The 18,191-nt window shown below is 71.2% G+C and carries 20 protein-coding genes; 9 read left to right on the top strand and 11 right to left on the bottom strand.

Going from position 1 to position 18,191, the window contains the following annotated elements:
- Position 1 precedes the first annotated feature (1 nt).
- A complete protein-coding gene (locus tag KOI35_RS18020) occupies positions 2-502 on the top strand; it encodes an SET domain-containing protein (protein WP_215788614.1) in 501 nt (166 codons plus the stop codon).
- Here the strand turns inward: KOI35_RS18020 and KOI35_RS18015 are convergent.
- From KOI35_RS18015 to KOI35_RS18005, 3 genes are all read right to left on the bottom strand, one after another.
- On the bottom strand, positions 499-726 hold the full coding sequence (locus tag KOI35_RS18015; protein WP_215788613.1) for a hypothetical protein: 228 nt from the start codon (positions 724-726) through the stop codon (positions 499-501). The genes KOI35_RS18020 and KOI35_RS18015 overlap by 4 nt on opposite strands.
- A gap of 225 nt (positions 727-951) precedes the next feature.
- Positions 952-1,242: a hypothetical protein gene (locus KOI35_RS18010; protein WP_246613263.1), complete on the bottom strand. Its 291-nt coding sequence runs from the start codon at positions 1,240-1,242 to the stop codon at positions 952-954.
- Between the two features lie 88 nt (positions 1,243-1,330).
- Entirely contained in the window at positions 1,331-2,425 is a 1,095-nt protein-coding gene (locus KOI35_RS18005) for a citrate synthase 2 (RefSeq protein ID WP_215788612.1), read from the bottom strand.
- A gap of 67 nt (positions 2,426-2,492) precedes the next feature.
- On the opposite strand from KOI35_RS18005, the gene KOI35_RS18000 reads away from it, so the two are divergent.
- The 5 genes from KOI35_RS18000 (at position 2,493) to rox (ending at position 7,181) form a co-directional block, all read left to right on the top strand.
- A complete protein-coding gene (locus tag KOI35_RS18000; protein ID WP_215788611.1) occupies positions 2,493-3,671 on the top strand; it encodes a citrate synthase family protein in 1,179 nt (392 codons plus the stop codon).
- A 96-nt stretch (positions 3,672-3,767) separates the two neighbouring features.
- Positions 3,768-4,403, top strand: a complete 636-nt coding sequence (locus KOI35_RS17995) for a nitroreductase family protein (protein ID WP_215788610.1) — start codon at positions 3,768-3,770, stop codon at positions 4,401-4,403.
- 20 nt (positions 4,404-4,423) lie between these two features.
- On the top strand, positions 4,424-4,744 hold the full coding sequence (locus KOI35_RS17990; protein ID WP_246613262.1) for a VOC family protein: 321 nt from the start codon (positions 4,424-4,426) through the stop codon (positions 4,742-4,744).
- A gap of 203 nt (positions 4,745-4,947) precedes the next feature.
- The gene (locus KOI35_RS17985; RefSeq protein ID WP_215788608.1) at positions 4,948-5,586 is read left to right on the top strand and encodes a hypothetical protein; all 639 of its coding nucleotides are present in this window, start codon (positions 4,948-4,950) and stop codon (positions 5,584-5,586) included.
- A 164-nt stretch (positions 5,587-5,750) separates the two neighbouring features.
- Entirely contained in the window at positions 5,751-7,181 is a 1,431-nt protein-coding gene (rox, locus tag KOI35_RS17980) for a rifampin monooxygenase (protein WP_308121048.1), read from the top strand.
- A gap of 3 nt (positions 7,182-7,184) precedes the next feature.
- Here rox and KOI35_RS17975 read toward each other — a convergent pair whose 3' ends face one another.
- Positions 7,185-8,972, bottom strand: a complete 1,788-nt coding sequence (locus KOI35_RS17975; protein ID WP_215788607.1) for an ABC transporter ATP-binding protein — start codon at positions 8,970-8,972, stop codon at positions 7,185-7,187.
- A 96-nt stretch (positions 8,973-9,068) separates the two neighbouring features.
- On the opposite strand from KOI35_RS17975, the gene KOI35_RS17970 reads away from it, so the two are divergent.
- Positions 9,069-9,488: a MarR family winged helix-turn-helix transcriptional regulator gene (locus tag KOI35_RS17970; RefSeq protein ID WP_215788845.1), complete on the top strand. Its 420-nt coding sequence runs from the start codon at positions 9,069-9,071 to the stop codon at positions 9,486-9,488.
- Between the two features lie 70 nt (positions 9,489-9,558).
- Here the strand turns inward: KOI35_RS17970 and KOI35_RS17965 are convergent, their stop codons facing one another.
- A complete protein-coding gene (locus KOI35_RS17965) occupies positions 9,559-10,398 on the bottom strand; it encodes a tetratricopeptide repeat protein (protein WP_215788606.1) in 840 nt (279 codons plus the stop codon).
- A gap of 234 nt (positions 10,399-10,632) precedes the next feature.
- Between KOI35_RS17965 and KOI35_RS17960 the strand changes: the two genes are divergently transcribed.
- Positions 10,633-10,824, top strand: a complete 192-nt coding sequence (locus KOI35_RS17960; protein WP_215788605.1) for a hypothetical protein — start codon at positions 10,633-10,635, stop codon at positions 10,822-10,824.
- 21 nt (positions 10,825-10,845) lie between these two features.
- Here the strand turns inward: KOI35_RS17960 and KOI35_RS17955 are convergent, their stop codons facing one another.
- The gene (locus tag KOI35_RS17955) at positions 10,846-11,346 is read right to left on the bottom strand and encodes a MarR family winged helix-turn-helix transcriptional regulator (RefSeq protein WP_308121047.1); all 501 of its coding nucleotides are present in this window, start codon (positions 11,344-11,346) and stop codon (positions 10,846-10,848) included.
- A 73-nt stretch (positions 11,347-11,419) separates the two neighbouring features.
- Between KOI35_RS17955 and KOI35_RS17950 the strand changes: the two genes are divergently transcribed.
- Positions 11,420-13,426 carry an MMPL family transporter gene (locus KOI35_RS17950; protein WP_215788603.1) on the top strand — a complete coding sequence of 669 codons (2,007 nt, stop codon included), beginning with the start codon at positions 11,420-11,422 and terminating at the stop codon, positions 13,424-13,426.
- On the opposite strand, the gene KOI35_RS17945 is transcribed toward KOI35_RS17950, so the two are convergent.
- From KOI35_RS17945 to KOI35_RS17925, 5 genes are all read right to left on the bottom strand, one after another.
- Positions 13,413-14,555: an LLM class flavin-dependent oxidoreductase gene (locus KOI35_RS17945; protein ID WP_215788602.1), complete on the bottom strand. Its 1,143-nt coding sequence runs from the start codon at positions 14,553-14,555 to the stop codon at positions 13,413-13,415. The genes KOI35_RS17950 and KOI35_RS17945 overlap by 14 nt on opposite strands.
- A gap of 23 nt (positions 14,556-14,578) precedes the next feature.
- Positions 14,579-15,514, bottom strand: coding sequence for a hypothetical protein (locus KOI35_RS17940; protein WP_215788601.1), 936 nt, complete (start codon positions 15,512-15,514; stop codon positions 14,579-14,581).
- 78 nt (positions 15,515-15,592) lie between these two features.
- Positions 15,593-16,420, bottom strand: a complete 828-nt coding sequence (locus KOI35_RS17935) for a TauD/TfdA dioxygenase family protein (RefSeq protein WP_215788600.1) — start codon at positions 16,418-16,420, stop codon at positions 15,593-15,595.
- A complete protein-coding gene (locus KOI35_RS17930) occupies positions 16,417-17,184 on the bottom strand; it encodes an ABC transporter ATP-binding protein (RefSeq protein WP_215788599.1) in 768 nt (255 codons plus the stop codon). Before KOI35_RS17930 ends, KOI35_RS17935 begins: the two co-directional genes overlap by 4 nt.
- Positions 17,171-18,190 carry a taurine ABC transporter substrate-binding protein gene (locus tag KOI35_RS17925; RefSeq protein ID WP_215788598.1) on the bottom strand — a complete coding sequence of 340 codons (1,020 nt, stop codon included), beginning with the start codon at positions 18,188-18,190 and terminating at the stop codon, positions 17,171-17,173. The genes KOI35_RS17930 and KOI35_RS17925 overlap by 14 nt, the downstream gene beginning before the upstream one ends.
- Position 18,191: the final 1 nt, after the last annotated feature.

The raw sequence follows: 18,191 nt of genomic DNA, 5'->3' as shown, positions 1-18,191 counted from the left end.
GATGTGGCCCGCACCGGAGACCGGCTGCTGGTTGCACCCGGCCGTCGAGGTGCGGGCGTCGCCGATCTCCGGGGTGGGCCTGTTCGCGCGCGCCCCGATCGCCGTGGACGCGCGGGTGTCCCGGCTCGGCGGCCGGCTGGTGTCCACGGCCGCGCTGCTCCGGCCGGCGACCGATTACGTCGACACGATCACCGTGGACGACGACATCCACCTGGTGCTGCCGCCGGACACCCCGAACGGCAAGGGCAACCACAGCTGCGACCCGAATCTCTGGTGGGCCGCGCCGTACACGCTGGTGGCCCGGCGCGACATCGCCGCCGGCGAGGAACTGACGAACGACTACGCCACCAGCACCGGGGTTCCCGGGTTCGCGATGCCCTGCCGGTGCGGCACGGCATTCTGCCGGGGCCGGGTCACCGGGGGCGACTGGGCGCGGCTCGACCTCCAGGCCCGATACGGCGACCACTGGGTGCCGGCCCTGCTCGCGAAGATCCGCGCCTAGCGCCCGCGGTTGCGGGGATGGTTGCGGGCCACCCGCTCGTTGCCGTGCCGGTAGTTGCCGGTCAGCCGGGCCATCAACTCCTGCGGATCGCCTTCGTCGACCTCGGCCAGGAACCGCGCCGCGGCCGCCCCGCGCAACACACCCGCCGGCCGCCCATGATGCAGCAGCTCGACGTCCCCGTTCTTGCGGACCCGATACGTGAATCCCCCCGGTGCACCACCCATACCCGCATGGTGCCCGGGGCATCGTCTCTCCGCGACCGATTTCCGGTGCCCGATCAACACCGGCCGCGACCCACGTCAGTCGCCGCACGTCACACCGGCCGGAATCCCCCGGTCTCCGGCCACGCCAACCGCGATCCCCGGACTTCGGACACCAGACTTGCTGCGACCACCACCGCGGTCGCCCGGCGTCAGACTTGCTGCGACCACCACCGCGGTCGCCCGGCGTCAGACTTGCTGCGACTCCGTTGTGGAGGAATGCAGATCGGCGGTGGTGTCCGTGACGAACTTGCCGGTCACCGTGCTGCGCTTGACCTCACGGTCGCCGCCGGTGTGCTCGCCGCCCACCTGCTCGGTGGTCGTCTCGCGCGGGTTGCGCTCAGCCGTGCTCTCCTTGACGAACTTTCCCGTACGCGCGCTGCGGTTCACTTCGTGCTCGTTGCCGGACACAGCAACTCCTCTCGTCAGCCCCCGCTTGGTGTCCTCTTTGACCTGCCCGTCCCGCGGCGCGGCAAACATGCCGACCTTCCTCACCCATCCCGTCCATGCGGCGCGGCCGGCCCGGCAGCGCTTCACACCGCGATCCCGCACAAGCGACGCGGGCTGTCTAGCGGCGCTTGACGGCGCGATCCCAGCCCGGCAGCGCGGTCGCGTCCCGCTCGGCCGGTCCCACGTAGTCGGCCGACGGGCGAATGATCTTCGCCAGCCGTTTCTGCTCGAGGATGTGCGCACTCCAGCCGGCCGTTCGCGCACAAGTGAACAACGCGGCGAGCATGTCCACCGGCACCTCGGCGAAATCGAGCACGATCGCGGCCCAGAACTCGACGTTCGTCTCGAGCACCCGGTCCGGTTTGCGTTCGCGCAGTTCGGCCAGGGCGGCTTTCTCCAGCTCGAGCGCGACCTCGTACCGCGGGGCGCCCAGTTCGCGCGCGGCTTCGCGCAGGATGCGGGCCCGCGGATCCTCGGCGCGATAGATGGCATGCCCGAAGCCCATCAGCCGCTGTCCGCTGTCCAAGACCGTTTTCACGTACGCCCGGGCGTCGCCACCCCGCTCCACGGCGGCCACCATGCCCAGCGCCCGGGCCGGTGCGCCGCCGTGCAACGGACCGGACAACGCCGCTGTGGCCGCGGACAGGCACGCCCCGACATCAGCCCCTGTGCTGGCCACGACGCGGGCCGTGAAGGTCGACGCGTTCATGCCGTGCTCGGCCGCGCAGACCCAGTACCGGTCGATCGCGGCGACGTGCCGCGGATCCGGCTCACCCCGCCACCGGATCATGAACTGGGACGTGACGTCCTCCCCCTCGGCCACCCGATGCTCGGGCACCGGCGGCAGCTCCGCTCCCCGGGCCGAGGCCGCGACCACGGCGAGCATGGCGGCCGACGCCCGGGCGACGTCGGCGCGGGCGGCCTTCTCGTCCAGGTCGATCAGCGGCCGGAGCCCCAGGGCCGCGGCCGCCGCCTGCACGTCCACGCGCACGTCCCCGGTCGACACCGGCGGGACAACCGCCGCCACCGGCTCCAGCGGCGACTCGAACGTGCCGTCGGCCAGCAGCCCGTACACGTCGCCGAACGACACCACGCCCGCCAGCGACCGAATGTCCACGCCGCGGTAGCGGAGCGCCCCGCCGTCCCGGTCCGGCTCCGCGATCTCGGTGTCGAACGCGACGACACCGGCAAGTCCTGGGTTCACCGTCATCATGCCCACACCATGGAACGCCAACATGTTGACGTCAACGTTGATGCAGTCAACATGAGAGCATGTCCACATGACCGACGAGGCGCCGCTGCTGACCACCGCCGAGGTAGCCCGCCTGCTCGGCGTCAAGCCGGCCACCGTCTACGCGTACGTAAGCCGCGGCCTGCTCGACAGCCGCCGCAACGCCGACGGCAAGAACAGCCTGTTCGACCGCCGCGAGGTCGACGCGTTCCTGGCCGGCCGCAAACGCCCCGGCACCCCCGGCATCCAGACCGGAATCACCCTGATCCGCGACGGCCGCCTGCACTACCGCGGCCACGACGTGGTCGCCCTGGCCCACGTGGCCGGTTTCGAAGAGGTGGTCGAACTCCTCTGGACCGGCACCCGCCGCCATGCCGCGTTCCTCCCCGACCCGGCCCTGCTGCACCTGGCCCGGGCGGTAACCGCCCCACTCCCCGCAACGGCCCGCCACACCGACCGCTTGCGCGTGACAGTCGCCGCAGCCGCCGCCGGCGACCCACTCCGCTTCGACACGTCTCCCGGCGCAGTCGTAGCCACCGGCCGCACCTTGCTCGGCACCATGGTCGCGGCCCTGCCCGCCGCGCGTGAGTCCGGCCGGGCCAAGCAGATCGCGGACATGTTGTGGGGACGGCTCACGGCTTGGGAGCCGTCCCCCCGCGAGCACAACCTGCTGAACGCGGCGCTCATTCTGCTGGCCGATCACGACATCGCGGCGTCCACTCTGGCCGCCCGGGTCGCCGCGTCGACCCGGGCGCACCCTTACGCGGTGGTCGGGGCCGGGCTGGCGGCGCTCGACGGGCCGCTGCACGGTGCGGCCAGCAGCCTGGCCCATCCGTTGCTCGCCGCGGTCATCGACCGCCCCGACCCGACCGACGTCATCGCCGACCGGCTGCGCTCGGGCGACCCGGTGCCGGGCTTCGGCCATCGCCTCTATCCCGACGGCGACCCCCGTGCGGCCGCGCTCCTCGAGATGCTCGGCGACACGCGCGCCCGCGACGCCGCCGAGCGCCTGACCGACGTGATGCGCGCCCGATCCGGCGTCCGGCCGAACGTGGATCTGGCCCTGGCCGCACTGACCGTCGAGTACGGAATGCCCTCCGACGCCGGCGAGACAATCTTCGCCGTGGCCCGCACGGCCGGCTGGATCGCGCACGCCTTGGAGGAGTACGCCGACCGCCCGTCCCGCTTCCGCCCATCCGGCGAATACGCAGGCCGCACCCCGGCCTGACGACCCGCAACACGCCCAACCGACAGCCCGACGACTCGGTTTGTGCACATCGCGCGCTGCGGACGGTGGGGTGAGTGCTCGCGGTAGGGTCCGGTCATGTCAACTGAAGATCCGCGGAGCCTGCCCCTGCTCGAGGCGCTGCATTCGACGCCTGCTCGCCGCTATCTGTCCACGCGGCCGATCGAGGACGATGTCGTCACGGCGATTCTCGATGCTGCTGTTCGTGGGCCCAGCGGTGGCAACAGCCAGCAGTGGGCGTGGATCGTGGTGCGCGACGCGGAGGTCAAGCGGCAGATCGCCGAGTGGTATCGCGAAGGGTGGGAGAAGAACTACGGGTCGCGACGCGAGCAGATCCTCAACGCGGACGATCCGCAGGGGATGAGTGCGGCGTCGTTCCGGGCGGCCGACCACCTGGCGGCCCACCTCGAAGAAGCGCCGGTGTGGATCTTCCCGGTGCTGATCGGGGCGCGGAAGTCGGCCAATCCGCGGCTGGGTTCGTCCATCTACGGTGCTGTGCAGCAGCTCATGCTGGCCGCGCGGGCCTACGGCATCGGCTCCACGTTGACCACACTGTATGCGGGGCACGAGGACGGCGTACGGGAGCTGCTCGGTCTGCCCGACAACGCGCTGACCATGGCGCTCATCCCGCTCGGCTATCCGGAGCGCGGCAAGTGGTCGCAGCCGAAGCGCCGGCCGTTGAGCGAAGTTGTCTTCCACGAGCGGTATTCGTGATGCCCGCGTACGTCAAAAGCTTGACCTTCGACTGCGCGGACGCGCTCGTGGTTGCGCGTTTCTGGGCGGCGACGCTCGGCGGGGAACTGGACGAGGACGCCACCGAGGCCAAGGCGTTCGTGGAGGCGCCGGGCTGGGGTGGACCGAACCTGTGGTTCCAGCGCGTTCCCGAGCCCAAGGAGAGCAAGCTGCGCCTGCATTTCGACCTGCGGGCGCCCGGCGGTGACGTGGCGGCCGAGGTCGAGCGGTTGACGGAGCTGGGAGCAACGTTCGCGTGGGAGGTCGACGGGCTGGTCGTGCTGCGCGATCCCGAGGGCAACGAGTTCTGCGTCGAGGAGTAGCGAAGGGCGCGGCTGCGTGGGGATGGCGTACGGCCGCAAGAAGGCCGTGCGGCCGGGAGAATGCGTGCGGCTGGGAGAACAGCGTGCAGCCGTACTGCACCCGTAGAGCAGCCAAGCGCGGCCGTGAAGGCGTAAAGAAGGGCGGGGCGCCGACCGATAGCGGGGTATCGCAATTCGGCGACCTGTGAGGAAGGACCCCGCCCATGGCCCAGCGGACTCTGCCGGTCCGCGACGACCGGTGGCAGCCGGAGGACCGGATCTACGACGGCGTTATCTCGCGTGCCGTCGACAGTTCCGAGGACTCCGAGGCCCGTGACGGAACGGCCGAGATGATGGCCGGTGCGCTCATTCTGGTCGTCCTGTTCGTGGTGATCCTCAAGGGTGCCGGCTCGGCCACCGCCGCGCTCGTCACCGTCGGTCTGCTCGGTGGCGTCGGCTTCGTCTGGATGGTGCTCAACGCCAAGCCGGAGAAGGGCGACCGCACCAAGCTGCTGGCCGACCTGGGCGGACCCGGAATGCTCCCGGCCGGCTACCTGGTGCACGCCAAGGCGTGGGACGCGGGCTTGTCCGACTACGTGGCCGCTGTCCCCGAGTCGCAACTGCTCGCCGCGGCCGAACTGTGCAACATCTTCCCGGGAACGGTCAACGACCTGCTGCGCTTCGTCGGCAATGTGGCCATCCACGTGCCGGCCGGCAAGCACACCAGCGCCGAGGACGTGCGTAAACGAGCGCGCGAACTTGTCCGTATCGGCAAGCCGATCGTCGTCGACTACGCCAAGAGCGCGCCCAAGTTGCCGACGCCGCCGCCCGAGGGCAAGAAGGGCAAGAAGGGCAAGAAGTAAACCGAACGCCCCGGCCGGTCGGCCGGGGCGTTCGTGTTTGTGGTCTGAAGTGCGGTTCTTCCCGCTCTCCCAACGTATACCGGACACCGGGGCTTGCGGCAAGACCCGGGCCCGGACGCAGAATCGTGGCGTTCGCGAACTATGTGCGGGGGGGGAACCGTCTCGTGGCTGATTTCGACGTGATCGTGGTGGGTGCCGGTCCGACCGGTCTGATGCTCGCGGCCGAGCTCCGACTGCACGGCGTGGACGTTCTGGTGCTCGACCGCGAGCCGCGACCCACGCCGGTGGTGCGCTCGCTCGGACTGCACGTCCGCAGCATCGAGATCATGGATCAGCGCGGCCTGCTCGGCACGTTCCTCGAGCAGGGTCATACGTTCCAGGCGGGCGGGTACTTCGCGGGGATCGAGAAGCCGTGGCCGCAGCACCTGGACACGGCACACGGCTACATCCTGGCCATCCCGCAACCGAAGACCGACCGGATCCTGGCCGACCACGCCGTCGCGCTGGGCGCCGACATCCGGCGCGGCGCCGAGGTGACCGGCCTCGACCAGGACGACACCGGTGTCACCGTCCGGCTGGCCGGTGGCGACCTCGTGAGTGCTCGTTTCCTGGCCGGATGCGACGGCGGCCGCAGCACGGTACGCAAGCTGCTCGGCATCGGGTTCCCGGGCGATCCGGCCCGGGTCGAGACGCTGCTCGGCGAGATGCGCGCCGACATGCCCGCCGAGCAGATCGCCGCCCGGGTGGCCGAGGTCCGCCGCACGCAGAAGGCGTTCGGGCTCGGGCCACTCGGGGACGGGTTCTACCGGGTGGTCGTACCGGCCGACGGGGTCGCCGAGGACCGCACGACCGCTCCCACGCTGGACGATTTCCGCCGACAGCTGCGCGCGGTCGCGGGCACCGATTTCGGCGTCCACGAGCCGCGCTGGCTGTCCCGGTTCGGTGACGCCACCCGGCTGGCCGAGCGTTACCGGGACGGCCGGGTGCTGCTGGCCGGCGACGCCGCGCACGTCCATCCCCCGGTCGGCGGCCAAGGGCTCAACCTGGGTCTGCAGGACGCGTTCAACCTGGGCTGGAAACTGGCCGCGACGGTCACCGGCCGGGCTCCGGACCTGTTGCTCGACACCTACGAGCAGGAACGCCGCCCGGTCGCCGCCGACGTGCTCGACCTGACCCGGGCCCAGATGCAGGTGCTGTCGACCGAACCCGGCCCGCAGGCGGTGCGCCGGTTGCTCTCCAGGCTCATGGATCTCGACGAGGTGAACCGCTACTTCATCGAGCGCATCACCGCGATCGACGTCCGCTACGACTTCGGCAGTGGAACCGACCTGGTCGGGCGGCGCCTGCGCGATATCCGGCTGAAGAGCGGCCGGTTGTTCGAGCTGATGCGTGGCGGGCGCGGGCTGCTGCTCGACCAGACCGGCCGCCTGTCCGCGGGCGGATGGGCCGACCGGGTCGACCACGTCGCCGACGTCAGCGAGGAACTGGACGAGCCCGCTGTGCTGCTGCGCCCCGACGGCCACGTCGCCTGGGCCGGCGAGGACCAGCCGTCACTTCGGCACAGCCTGACCCGCTGGTTCGGCGCCGCCGTCTGACGGTCACGCGGCCAGGGCGGCGTAGCGGCCGCCCACACCGAGCAGGGTGTCGTGGTTGCCGGACTCGAGGATGCGGCCGTGGTCGACAACCGCGATCTGGTCGGCCTCACGGATGGTGGACAGGCGGTGCGCGATGGTGACCGTGGTGCGGCCGACGGACAGTTCGTCGAAGGCTCGTTGCACGGCTCGCTCAGTTTCGTTGTCCAGGGCGCTCGTCGCCTCGTCCAGCACCAGGATGCGCGGATCGCGCAGAAGCGTGCGCGCGATGGCGATGCGCTGTTTCTCGCCGCCCGAGAAGCGGTGACCGCGCGAGCCGACCATCGTGTCGTAGCCGTCGGGAAGTGAGGCGATCAGCTCGTGGATCTGGGCGGCGCGGGCGGCCGCCTCGATCTCGTCGTCGGTGGCATCGGGCTTGGCGTAGCGCAGGTTCTCGCGGACGGTCGTGTGCAGCAGGTAGGTCTCCTGCGACACCACGCCGACGATCGAGGACAGTGTCTCCAGGGACATGTCGCGCAGGTCGACCCCGTCGATCGTGATGCGGCCCGCGGTCGGGTCGTACAGACGGGCGATCAGGGCCGCGATCGTGCTCTTGCCCGAACCGGTCTCGCCGACCAGGGCGAGCGACGTCCCCGCGGGCACGTCGAGGATCACGCCCGCTACGGCGGCGGCGGGGCTTTCGGCGTACGAGAAAGTGACGTCCTCGAATCGCAGGTGGCCGCGCGGCGAACGGACCGCGACGGGACGCACCGGCGGCGCGATGTCGACCGGGAGGTCGAGGTATTCGAAGATGCGCGCGAACAGGGCGAGCGAACTGGTGACCGTGACACCCACGTTGAGCAGGCCCATCAGCGGGCGGAACAGGTTCGCCTGCAGGGCGGTGAAGGCGACCAGCGTGCCGATGCTCATCGAACCCGAGGTGATCGGCAGGCCGGCGGCCAGATAGATGATCGCCGGGATGGCGGCGAAGACGATGCTCATCGAGGCCATCCGCCAGCGACCGGCCAGTTCGGAGCGCAGTTCGAGGTCGATCAGCCGGCTCGACGAGTCGGTGAACCGGCCGACCTGGGCCGGGCCGGTGCCCATCGTCTTGCTCAGCTGCACGCCGCCGATGGACAGGCCCTCCTCGATGATGACGTTGAGGTCGGCGAGCTCGCGCTGGCGCTGCGCGGTGATGGCCCGGCGCATGCTCGCGACCCGGCGGGTGAGCCAGATCGACGGCGGCAGCACGAGCAGCGACACCAGGGACAGCTGCCACGAGAGGGCGGCCATGGCGACGGCGGTGGCGACGACCGTGGTGAGGTTCGAGGCGATCGAGGTGGCGGTGGAGGTGACGACGGCTTCCATGCCGCCGATGTCGTTGGTGATGCGCGACTGCACCTCGCCGGTGCGCGTTCTGGTGAAGAACGCGATCGACTGGCGCTGCAGGTGCGCGAAGACGTCCGTACGCAGGCGGTGCATGACGCGCTGGCCGACCGTGGTCGAGATCCAGGTCTGCACGACACCGAGCGCGGAGGTGACGGCGGCGACGGCGACCATGCCGATCACGAGCCAGACGAGCAGTTGCACGTTCTTGTCCGGAAGCGCGGAATCGATCACTTCGCGCAACAGGAACGGACTGGCCATGCCGACGACGGACGAGGCCACGAGGGTGAGGATCACGACGGCGAGCGCGCCGCGGTGGTCGGTGAAAAGGGCGCCGATGCGCCGCAGGGAGACGGATTTCGCCTGCGCGATCTCGGCGGCGGTGGGCTTCTTCTTGCCGCGGGTGCGGCCTTCGACGGGGCTTTCCAAGGACGGACCTTCTTCCGTACGGGTACAGGACTTGCTGAGGTTACCTCAACATGAGGGAACAACAGAAGTCCCTGGTACGGTATTCCCGTGCACGAGGTGGACGACGACGGCCTGCTCGAGGCGTTCTTCGCGGTGTCCCGCCGGCTACGTCACCGCACCCGAGAGGCCCTCGGCCCGTGGGAGCTCTCACCGTCGCTGGGCCGCGCGATCAGCGTCCTGGCCCACCACGGCGACCTGCGGCCCGGCACCCTGGCCGAGCATCTGCGCATCGCGCCCCGCTCGGCCACCGAGGTGGTCGACGACCTGCAGCAGCGCGGGCTGGCCGGGCGCCGCCCCGACCCGGCCGACCGCCGGGCCGTGCTGGTCACACTTACCGACGAGGGCCGGCGGGTCAGCGGCGAGATCCGGGCCGCCCGCCGCGAGGCCGGCGAGAGCTTCTTCGCCACCCTCTCCCCCGCCGACCGCACCGAGCTGAGCCGCCTGCTGCGGTCTCTCCGCGACGATCCGACCGGCTGAGGCTTCCGCGAGACGCCGCCGGGCGGGATCCGGGCCCCTCCGCAGCCCCGCCCCAGCTATGAAACTGGCCTTATCGCCTGCGGCGGGTGTGGGCGGTCAGGCAGGCCGCGGCGCCGGTCACGCAGAACATCGAGACGAACATCGGGGCCGGGACGTCGACCCCGGCCAGGCGGGTCAGGACGGCCAGCACCAGCAGCGCGCCCAGGCAGACCGCGAACGTGACCGCGGCCAGGTGCGCCGCGGCCGAACGGGCCGGATCGGTGCGCCGGCGCACACCGCCGGCGGGGACGCGCAGCGACTCGGCGAACTCGTCGGCCACGCGTACGAGGGAATCGGCGTCCTTGATCTGCTGCTCGGCCGCGCTCAGACGGCGCAACTCGGCCAGCGCACGAGCGTGCTGGGGGTCGAGCCGCAGCGCGCGGGCGTACAGCTCGCGGGCACTCAGCGGGCGACCGGCGGCGAACAGGGCCATCCCGTACGCGACCTGGACGTCGGCGTCGTAGTGGGCGATCTCGGCGGCCGCCTCGAGGACGAGCGTCGCCTCGGCGGTACGGCCCGCCGCGAGCAGGGCGCGACCGTGGCGCTCGGCCGTCCGCGGGTTGCCCGGGTCTTCGTCGCAGGCGGCGACAGCGGCGGTGATGGCCAGCTCGTGCCGGCCGAGCGCGGTGTAGGCGGCGCTCACCCAGAACAGCTCCTCGACCCCCTGCGGTTCCAGGGCCAGCGCCGTCCGGGCAGCCTCGAGCGCCTCCGGGTAGGAGCCGAGGGCCATCCGCGCACGGGCCATGAGCAGCCACGCTACGCCGTTGCCGGGCTCGGCACCGACGAGCGGGGTCAACAGGGTCGCGGCCTGTCCGGCGCGCCCGGTGGAGATCAGGTCGCCGGCTTGGTCGAGAAGGAGTTCCGTCTGCACGGTGGTGTGATCGGCGGCGGCGGGCGCGGAACCCGGTACCCGATGGGTGCCTTCGGGTTGCCGGAAATCCTCAACCGCTCGGTGGCAGTGCCGATCGAGAGTGGTTGCCAACGCGGAGCAGCCACCGACCCCGGCCGCTCCCGGCGATGTGGAACCGCCCACCCCCGGGCGGCGACACGGCCGGCGCTCACGGACGAGCCCGGCAGCCCCTCACGGAAGAGTTAAGGAACAGACATGACGATCACGTCGAGCCCCTGGATGTCCCACATCAGCCTGGTCCACCTGCACACCGACGTCCAGCGCCTGCGCGCCGACTTCGTGGCCGGGGCCGAGGAGCAGATCATCGCCGCCGACCGGGCCGCCGTGCAGGACAGCCGCCGGGTGCTGAACGTGCACCGGGCCGCCCTCATCGACGTGACTGTCTGATCGGCGGCCGGCGCCGCGCGGTTAAGCGTCGGGACCTGTGCGCCGGGTAGGAGTTCGGGTGCGCAGGTCGCGATGGTGATCCGTGATCGCACCGAGCATTCCGCTCAAGAACCGGCGCACGGTCTCGAGATCGTCGGCGGTGAACTCGTCCATGACCGCGTGGCTGCGCACCCCGAGCGGGCGGAAGAAGGCCGCGGCGAGTTCCATGCCGGGCTCCCCGTAGCGCAGATGCACGACACGGCGGTCGGCACTTTCCCGCGTACGGCGTAAGTGGTTGGCCTTTTCCAGCCGGTCGATCACCGCCGTGGTGGCACCCGACGACAGGCCCAGACTCTCGCCGAGCCGGCCGGGCGTCAGCGGGTCGCCGCGGCGTTCGGCGTGCATGACCGCGATCAGCGCCTGCAGGTCGGTGAAGTGCAACCCCTCCTGCGCGGCGAAGGAGTGGGCGACGTGCTGCGCCTCGATGCTGTAGAGCCGCAGCAGGTCGACCACATCCGCGCGCAGATCGTCCCGCTCGTTCACAGCGCCAGTGTTGCAGATCCTCCACCGATGGGTAAGAATCTCGATCGTCGAGATACTTGACCGTGGAGGGTTCATGCGACGCGCCTGGCTCACGCTGATCATCGCGATGCTGATCGGCGGTGGCGTGCTCGCCTTCGCCGGCCCGCTCGAGACGACCAACGACCCGACCGCCTCGCTGCCCGGCGCGGCCGAGTCGACCCGGGTCGCCGAGCTCGAGCGGCAACTGCCGTCCGGGCAGGTCAACCCGGCCCTGATCGTCTTCGCCAAGGACGACGGCACCCCGCTCACCGAGGACGAGCTACGGACGATCGGTTCCTTCGGTACGCCCATCGTCGCGCCCGGCAAGGATGCGGCGATCGTCTCCAAGCCGTACCCCGCGAGTTACTCGGCCGAGCAGATCGTGGACGCGGTCGGGCAGCTGCGCGAGCAGATGCGATCCCAGACTCCCCCGGGCATCACCGTGCAGGTCACCGGCGGCGCGGGCTTCACCGCCGACCTGGCCGACAGCTTCTCCGGCGCCAACCTGCGCCTGCTCATCGTCACCGTGGTGGTCGTGGCCCTGCTGCTGCTCGTGACCTACCGCAGCCCGGTCCTCTGGCTGGTCCCGCTCGCGGTGGTGGGCCTGGCCGACCGGCTGAGCGGGTCGGTGGTGGCCATCCTGTCCCGGCACACCGACCTGGCCATCGACGCCTCGACCAACGGCATCATCACGGTCCTCGTGTTCGGCGCCGGCACCAACTACGCCCTGCTGATCATTTCCCGCTACCGCGAGGAGCTGCACCGGTACGAGGACCGGTTCGAGGCCATGCGCGTGGCGCTCAAGGGCGCCGGCCCGGCCGTGCTGGCCAGTTCGGGCACGGTGGTGCTCAGCCTGCTCACCCTGCTGCTGGCCAGCCTGGGCAAGAACCTGGCGCTCGGTGTGGCCGGAGCGGCCGGGATCGCGATCGCCGCGGTGTTCGCGTTGTTCGTTCTGCCCGCCGCCCTGCTCGTCTGCGGCCGCGGACTGTTCTGGCCGTTCGTCCCGCGCGTCGGCCAGGCCGGGGTCGAGGCCGGCCAGGGCCTGTGGGCGCGCATCGGCCGGGCCGTGTCGCACCGTCCGGTCGTCGTCACCGCCGCCGCCGTGGCCGTGCTGGCCGTGCTCGGCAGCGGCCTGATCGGCACCAAGCTGGGGCTCTCGCAGGCCGACCAGTTCCGGGTCGAGGCCGAGGCGGTGGACGGGCTCGAGACGGTCAGCAGGTACTTCCCGGCCGGGGCCACCGACCCGGCGACCATCGTGACCACCCCGGCCCGGGCCGAAGAGGTGCTCGCCATCGTCACCAGGACGCCCGGCGTGGCCTCGGCGCGCATCGGCGAGCAGGCGGGTGACGTGGCGACCATCAGCGCGGTGCTGACCGCGGCGCCGGACACCCCGGAGGCGTACGACGCTGTCCGTGCGTTGCGCGAGAACGTCCGTAGCGAACAAGCGCTGGTCGGCGGCAGCGTGGCGGCCGGGCTGGACGACCGGGACGCGGCCCGCCGCGATCTGACCGTCATCGTGCCCGCAGTTCTGATCGTCGTACTGCTCGTGCTGATCGGTCTGTTGCGCGCTCTGGTCGCTCCCGTGCTGCTGCTCATCACGGTCATCGCCAGCTTCGGGGCCGCGCTGGGCGCCGGGAGCTGGCTGTTCCGGCACGTGTTCGACTATCCGGCGCTCGACACCGGCGTCCCGCTGCTGTCGTTCCTGTTCCTGGTCGCGTTGGGCGTCGACTACAACATCTTCCTGGTCACCCGGGCCAAGGAGGAGACACCGGCCCGCGGCACCCGGGACGGCATGGTGCACGCGCTGGCCGTCACCGGTGGCGTCATCACCAGCGCGGGCATCCTGCTGGCGGCCGTGTTCGGGGTGCTCGGGGTGCTGCCGGTGATCACGCTGACCCAGATCGGTGTGATCGTGGGCATCGGCGTGCTGCTGGACACCCTGCTCGTCCGGACCGTGCTGGTGCCGGCGCTGGCCACGATGTGCGGCGACCGGTTCTGGTGGCCGTCCCGCCGGCACCGCGCACCGGCGGACACCCCGGCCGAGGGCGTCACCGCGAGCTGACCGGCACTCCCGCGAACGGGATGGCAGTCGTAGCGGCAGCACCCGCGCCGGCCGGGTGCTGCCACACGCCGCGACGGGCCAGTTCGGGGAGCACGCCCTCACCGAACCAGTACGCCTCCTCGAGATGCGGGTAGCCGGACAGGATGAACTCGTCGATGCCGAGCGCCGCGTACTCCTGGATCCGGTCGGCCACCTCCTGATGGCTGCCGACCAGGGCGGTGCCGGCGCCACCGCGGACCAGGCCCACCCCGGCCCACAGGTTGGGCGAGACGACCAGACCGTCACGGGAACCGCCGTGCAGGTCGAGCATGCGGCGCTGCCCCTCGGACTCGCTGCGGCGGAGCCCGGCCTGCACCGCCGCGATGTCCGCCTCGCTCACTCCGCGCAGCAGCCGGTCGGCCTCGGCCCACGCCTGGTCGGCCGTGTCGCGGGTGATGACGTGCAGCCGGATGCCGAACCGCATGTCCGGCTTGAGCGAGCGAATCCAGTCGAGTTTCTGCGCGACCTTGTCCGGCGGCTCACCCCACGTCAGGTAGACGTCGGCGTGGTCGGCCGCCACCGGCCCGGCCGCCTTTGACGAACCACCGAAATAGATGGCCGGAGCCGGTTCGGGCAGCTTGCTCAGACGCGCATCCTCGACGCGCAGATGCGCACCTTCGAACGTCACCGTGTCACCGCGGAAGAGCGAACGGACAATGCCCAGGAATTCCCCCGTACGGGCGTAGCGGTCGTCCTTGTCCAGGAAGTCGCCGTACTGGCGCTGCTCGTGCGACTCGCCCCCGGTCACCACGTTGAGCAGCAGCCGCCCGCCGGACAGGCGCTGGAACGTGGACGCCATCTGCGCGGCCAGCGTCGGCGAGAGCAGCCCGGGCCGGAAGGCGACCAGGAACTTGAGCCGCTCGGTGACCGAGGCGAGCATCGCGGTCGTCAGCCACGCGTCTTCGCACCAGGCGCCGGTCGGGGTGAGCGCGCCGACGAAACCGAGCTGCTCGGCGCTGCGCGCGATCTGCCCGAGATAGCCGACGGTCAGCGGGCGCACGCCGCCGGCCGACCCGACCGGGGTGCCGTGGCCGCCGCCCACGATGTCGCGGCTGTCGCCGTTGGTGGGCAGGAACCAGTGAAAGTCCATGCCCGCCACCCTAGCCCCATTTCCTATAAAGTCGATAGAGGTACGGGCTGGCCCTGCTGGACCTCCAGCACGGTCCGGCCGTTCAGCGGCGCCGTCAGGGTGACCGTGGCGAAGCGCTCGTGGCCGACAAGGGTGCAGCCCCACTCGGTTCCGGACGGTGTGCTCGGCTCCGGGCCGCTGTAGGGACGGCGCTGGACCAGCACGGCCACGGCGTTCTCGCCCTCCACCGCCTCGGGCCGGTAGTCCTCGCCGCACGGCTTGTCGGCGCCCTCGGCCGGGCCGACCAGTTTCAGGATGAGCCGCCGGCCCTCCACCCGGAACGACTCGGGTGCGTTGCCGTCCGGGATGTCGTCGGGGTTGCCCGCGGGCGGGTCGACCGACGTCGGGCCGCTGTCGAGGGCGGTCCGGAGCACGCGCATCTTCGTGCCCTGCAACGTGTACTCCCAGGCCGGCACGGTCGCCGGACCGCGCGAGGTCGCCACCCGCATGGTGGTCAGGCGCGCGGCGGTGACCGTGTGCGGCACACAGCCGGCGCAGTCCCGGCCCTGCGCCAGGCGGCTCAGCCCTTCGGCCGCAGAGATGACCGAGAGCGAGACGCGCTCGCCGGTCGGCCACACCGCTTCGCCCTTCTCGCGCGGCGCCCCGGGAAGCTCGCCGGCCGGGCGCAGACGTCCGGCACCGATCACCTGTTTCAGGTGTTCGTTGGCCGGCTCGAGCGCTCCGACCTCGCGCGACTCCTGCCCCGGGACCAGGACGAGTTTGCTCTTCGCCAGCGCCGCGTCGTAGTTGGCCAGCACGACGCGGGCACGTTCGCGAAGCCGGTCCAGGGTGGCCGCCGAGCCGGGCGCCGGGACCGCGCCCGACGCCGGCCCACCGGGTCCGGGCGGCGTCTCCGGCGTCGTGGACGCGCAGCCCGCGAGCAGAACCGTCATCGTGAACCAGGCCGCCCGGCGTCTCATCGGTGCCCTCCCCCGTGATCAGTCACGGGGGATTCGACGCGCGCCGGAAGAATTCCGTTCCGCCCGCGAACTTGATCTTTACGAAACGCCCACCGGAACATCGCCGCGCAGGGTGATCCGGTGCATGATGCGGCGTTCGGTGCCGTAGTCGCGGTTGGCGTAGTGCGACGTGCTGCGGTTGTCCCACATGGCGACATCGCCCGCGCGCCACCGGTGCCGCACGATGTGTTCGGGCTTGGTCAGGTGGGCGTAGAGCAGGTCGAGGATGGCCCGGCTCTCGAACTCGGAGACGCCGACGATGTGCGACGTGAAGCCGGGGTTGACGAAGATGCCCCGGCGGCCGGTCTCGGGGTGCACGCGGATGACCGGATGCTCGATGGGCTCGAGCTTGGTCACCACCTCGCCGTCCCATTCGTTGCCGCGGCCGCCCCGGCGCTGGGCCAGGTAGTAGCCGAACTCGCGGTTGCCGTCGTGGACGGCGACCAGTCCGTCCACCAACGAGCGGACCGGCGCGGAGAGCGAGTCGTAGGCCAGTTGCGCGTCGGCCCAGTTGGTGTCGCCGCCGGTGGGCGGAAGCGTGACGGCGCGCAGGATCGAGCCGAGCGGGGGCCGCCGCATGAAGGTGACGTCGGTATGCCAGACGTCGGCGAATCCGTTGTCGGTGCTGTCGAGGGCGTACACCTCGGGGTGTTCCGCGTCGACGCCGCCGACGACCGGGTGGGCGGCGGTGAGTTCGCCGATGCGCCGGCCGAGTTCGATCTGGGCGTCGTCGTCGAGTTTCTGGTCGCGGAAGAAGAGCACCTTGTGCTGGACCAGGGCGGCCCGGATCTCGGCGGCGTCGGCGTCCAGCAGGTCGACGCCGTGCACGACGGCGCCGAAGTGCGGCGACAGGTGATCGAGAATCATGCGGGGACCTCCTCGGTGGAACGGGTTCGGACGGCCGCTCCCACTTCGGCGCGCAGGGCGGCGAAGTCGGGCCGGCGGCGCAACTCGTCGGGGGTGATGCCGGTGCGGGGCAACGGGATGGGCAGGTCGAGGGCGATCCGGCCCGGGCGCGGGGTGAGCACGACCACGCGGGTGCCGAGGAAGACGGCCTCGTCGACGCTGTGGGTGACGAAGACGGACGTCCGGCCCTGGGAAAATCCGCGCAGGTCTTCCTGGAGGCGTTCACGGGTGAGCGCGTCGAGGGCGGCGAACGGTTCGTCGAGCAGCAGCAGCGGGTTCTCGACGGCCAGGGCGCGGGCGATGGCGACGCGTTGCTGCTGGCCGCCGCTGATCTGCCAGGTGCGGCGGCGGGCCACGTCGTGCAGGCCGACCCGGGCCAGCAGCGCGTCCACATGCGCGGGCGTGGCGGGCAGGCCCGCGTATTTCAGGGCCAGCGCGACGTTGCCGCCGACGCTGCGCCACGGGAAGAGGCGGGGCTGCTGGAAGACCAATCCGGCGCCGCGCCCGGGTACGGGCGGTTCGCCGGCCGCCCGTACGGTGCCGAAGGTCGGTTCCTCGAAACCGGCGATCAGGCGCAGCAGCGTGCTCTTGCCGCAGCCGGACGCCCCGACCAGCACCAGGAATTCGCCCTCGGGCACGGTCAGGCTGATCGGCCCGACCGCGGTCACGTCGCCGTAGCGGTGCACGACCTCGGACAGCTCGATGGCGGTGTCAGCTGAGGACATCGGGGAGCCCCTGCACGTAGACGGCCTTCTGCACGTCGGCCAGGGCCGGGACGGCGTCGATCTTCTGCTGGCCCTTGAGGAACTCGGCCGCGCTGACCAGGTTGTCGGCCAGCTTGCCGACCTTGCCCGGGGTGCCCAGCCACTCGTCGGAGGCCAGGTCGGCCGGCTTGAGGAACACGCCCTGCGACAGCTGGTCCTGGGCCTCCTCCGGGCTCAGGTTGAGCTCGGCGCCGACCGCCTTGGCCGCGGCGGCCGGGTCCGCGGCGATCAGCTCGAGCGCCTGGGCCTCGACCTTGCGCCACGCGTCCACGGCCTCGGGGTGGTTGGTGATGAAGTCGGTCGACACCACGCCCAGGTCGAGGGTCGGCTTGCCCGCGGTGGCGAGCTCGCGGCTCGAGATGAGCACCTGGCCGGTCTTTTTGATCTCGGCCAGGGACGGCAGCCAGGTGTACGCCGCGTCGAGGTCCCCGCGCGTCCAGGCGGCCTGGATGTCCTGCGGTTCGAGGTCGACGATGTTCACGTCGCCCTCCTTCAGCCCGGCCTGGTTGATCGCGGCGAGCAGGCTGTAGTGGGCGGTGGAGGCGAACGGCGTACCCACCTTCTTGCCCTTGAGCGACCTGACGTCGGTGACGCCGCTGCCGTTGCGGGCGACGAGCGCCTCGTTGTCCCCGGCGACGTCGAGGACGAAGGCCACCTGGTACGGGATGTTCAGCGGGGCCGACAGCCCGCGGGCGACCGGGCTGGACCCGATGGCCGCGATGTCGATGCTCCTGGCCACGAAGGCGGTGTTGATGCTGGCGCCGGAGTCGAACTTGGTCCAGGTTATCTTGTAGTCGGGCAGCGCCTTCTCGAGCAGGCCCTGGTTCTTGACGATCAGGTCGCCGCTGGGGAAGGCCTGGTAGGCGATCCGGATCGATTTCGTCGAGGGGTCGGCGCCCCCACTGGCCGCACCGTTGCCGCAGGCCGCCAGGGCCAGGACGGACGCGAGGGCAATGATCTTTCGCATT

This window comes from Paractinoplanes bogorensis (assembly GCF_018829635.1).
GTDB lineage: Bacteria > Actinomycetota > Actinomycetes > Mycobacteriales > Micromonosporaceae > Actinoplanes > Actinoplanes bogorensis.
Note: the sequence above shows the minus strand (reverse complement) of the source record. Positions and strands in the feature narration are given on the sequence as shown.

What these genes read in the sequence shown, in the direction of transcription:
- KOI35_RS18020 (WP_215788614.1), top strand. Translation starts at nt 2, where the DNA reads ATGTGGCCCGCACCGGAGACCGGCTGCTGGTTGCACCCGGCCGTCGAG.
- KOI35_RS18015 (WP_215788613.1), bottom strand. Translation starts at nt 726, where the DNA reads ATGGGTGGTGCACCGGGGGGATTCACGTATCGGGTCCGCAAGAACGGG.
- KOI35_RS18010 (WP_246613263.1), bottom strand. Translation starts at nt 1,242, where the DNA reads ATGTTTGCCGCGCCGCGGGACGGGCAGGTCAAAGAGGACACCAAGCGG.
- KOI35_RS18005 (WP_215788612.1), bottom strand. Translation starts at nt 2,425, where the DNA reads ATGATGACGGTGAACCCAGGACTTGCCGGTGTCGTCGCGTTCGACACC.
- KOI35_RS18000 (WP_215788611.1), top strand. Translation starts at nt 2,493, where the DNA reads ATGACCGACGAGGCGCCGCTGCTGACCACCGCCGAGGTAGCCCGCCTG.
- KOI35_RS17995 (WP_215788610.1), top strand. Translation starts at nt 3,768, where the DNA reads ATGTCAACTGAAGATCCGCGGAGCCTGCCCCTGCTCGAGGCGCTGCAT.
- KOI35_RS17985 (WP_215788608.1), top strand. Translation starts at nt 4,948, where the DNA reads ATGGCCCAGCGGACTCTGCCGGTCCGCGACGACCGGTGGCAGCCGGAG.
- KOI35_RS17960 (WP_215788605.1), top strand. Translation starts at nt 10,633, where the DNA reads ATGACGATCACGTCGAGCCCCTGGATGTCCCACATCAGCCTGGTCCAC.
- KOI35_RS17950 (WP_215788603.1), top strand. Translation starts at nt 11,420, where the DNA reads ATGCGACGCGCCTGGCTCACGCTGATCATCGCGATGCTGATCGGCGGT.
- KOI35_RS17945 (WP_215788602.1), bottom strand. Translation starts at nt 14,555, where the DNA reads ATGGACTTTCACTGGTTCCTGCCCACCAACGGCGACAGCCGCGACATC.
- KOI35_RS17940 (WP_215788601.1), bottom strand. Translation starts at nt 15,514, where the DNA reads ATGAGACGCCGGGCGGCCTGGTTCACGATGACGGTTCTGCTCGCGGGC.
- KOI35_RS17935 (WP_215788600.1), bottom strand. Translation starts at nt 16,420, where the DNA reads ATGATTCTCGATCACCTGTCGCCGCACTTCGGCGCCGTCGTGCACGGC.
- KOI35_RS17930 (WP_215788599.1), bottom strand. Translation starts at nt 17,184, where the DNA reads ATGTCCTCAGCTGACACCGCCATCGAGCTGTCCGAGGTCGTGCACCGC.
- KOI35_RS17925 (WP_215788598.1), bottom strand. Translation starts at nt 18,190, where the DNA reads ATGCGAAAGATCATTGCCCTCGCGTCCGTCCTGGCCCTGGCGGCCTGC.